The sequence below is a fragment of the Streptomyces lushanensis genome, assembly GCF_001700515.1.
In the GTDB taxonomy this organism is placed as follows: domain Bacteria; phylum Actinomycetota; class Actinomycetes; order Streptomycetales; family Streptomycetaceae; genus Streptomyces; species Streptomyces lushanensis.
Genome location: NZ_MAUD01000351.1, coordinates 1 through 1,651 on the forward strand (window position 1 = coordinate 1; position 1,651 = coordinate 1,651).

Sequence of the window (1,651 nt, forward strand, 5' to 3'; positions counted from 1 at the left end):
CCGGCCGGGGACGACGGTTGTGTGCATGGTGTGTCCTGGTTCACCTCCCGGCTCGGCGGAGCGCTCGCCGAACTGTCCGGTTCCCGCCGGGATATGACGCTGGCAGAGGTCCTCGGCGTATCGATCACGCGTACGGCGGACGCACATCGCGAAACATGTGACCTTTCTCACGTACGCACCCCTCAGGCCACCGTCGTACTGGCACGTTGGGGCGCGGACGAGGTCGAACATCTGGTCCTTTCGGACTCGACGCTGCTGCTGGAGTCGCCGGACGGCGATGTACGGGCGGTGCTGGACGACCGTCTGGACCGCCTCCCGCGCGAGGCGCTGCGCTCGGCCGCCTCGGCGGACGCGCTGCGCAACGCGGAGGGCGGCTTCTTCACGGCGGCGGCCGACCCGGCGGTCGCGGCGAGGGCGGTGACGGGCCGTACGCCGACGGCGGAGGTACGGTCCCTGCTCGCGCTGACGGACGGCGCGGCCCGCTGGGTGGAGGTGTTCGGGGAGGGCGGCTGGGCGGACTGCCTGGCGCTGGTACGGAAGAGCGGCCCGCAGGAGCTGATCGACCGGGTCAGGGCGGCGGAGTCGGCGGACCCGGACGGGGTGACCTTCCGCAGGGGAAAGACGAGCGACGACGCGACGGTGACGTACGTGGAGCTGTGACGAAGGGGGCGCGGGGGCATGGCGGGGGCGCTCCCTCCACCCGCACGTCCGGGCCCCTCGCCCGCGTCCGGGCCGCCTCGCGCGCCCGGGGCCTCGCGCGTGCCGGGGCCGTCGCCCGCCAGGGCCCTCGCCCGCGCCAGAGCCCTGGGCCCTGGCCCCTGTCCGCCGCCTCAGCTCTCCGCGCGCTCGTTGAGATGGTGGAGCAGCCGGGCCAGCTCGGCGATCTCCGCGCGGTCCCAGTCCGCCAGCTTCTGCACGTACAGCTCGCGGCGGGCGTTCCTGACCCGCCGGAAGCGGGACGTGCCCTCGTCGGTGATACGGATCAGCCAGGCGCGCCCGTCGGCCGGATCGGGCTCGCGCGTGACCAGGCCGAGCGTCTCCAGCGCGCGGAGCTGACGGCTCATCGTGGCCTTGCCGACACCGAAGTACGCGGCCAGTTCCGTGGCGCGCTGGCTGCCGGCCTCCTCCAGCCGTACGAGCAGGCCGTACGCGCCGGGCTCCAGCTCGGGATGGACCTCGCGCGCCACCTCGCCGGAATTGGCGCGGGCACGGCGCAGAAAGACGGCCAATTCCCTTTCCAGGGCCAGGAATTCCTGGTCCACACCGCTCCACCGGCCGTGCTCCGGCTCACTTCCCGTACCACTCCCGTGCACGTCAGCACCCATCGCGCGCTTTTCCGCCCCTGAAAGTTTCTTTCGCCGACGGCTGTTGCCGCGACCCGGCCAGTATTTCGCAGGTTTATTCCGGGAACAGCCGCGTGGCGTGCTTCCGTCAACTGGTCTACATGCGTAGCGTTATGGTGACATGTCCACCCCCACCCCATGTCGTCCGATTCACGCGCTCCCCCACGAGGTCTTCGGAGGCACGAAATGCCCGTGCACAGATCCGGAACGACCGGCCGCGCGCTCATCGCCGCGGTCGCCGCGCTCCTCACCGCTCCCGCGCTCCTCCTCACCCTGCCGGGTGGGGCGAGCGCGGGAGCGGTGAGGAG

2 protein-coding genes are annotated in these 1,651 nt (G+C 72.0%); one reads left to right on the plus strand and one right to left on the minus strand.

Annotated features, from left to right (window positions below; all coding sequences use genetic code 11):
- Positions 1-660, plus strand: a 660-nt coding sequence (locus tag BFF77_RS25635) for a protein phosphatase 2C domain-containing protein (RefSeq protein ID WP_066953994.1), incomplete at its 5' end; no start/stop codon positions are given.
- A 170-nt stretch (positions 661-830) separates the two neighbouring features.
- Here BFF77_RS25635 and BFF77_RS25640 read toward each other — a convergent pair.
- Positions 831-1,325 (minus strand): MarR family winged helix-turn-helix transcriptional regulator, encoded by a 495-nt coding sequence (locus BFF77_RS25640; RefSeq protein ID WP_079125497.1) that lies wholly within the window; start codon positions 1,323-1,325, stop codon positions 831-833.
- Positions 1,326-1,651: the final 326 nt, after the last annotated feature.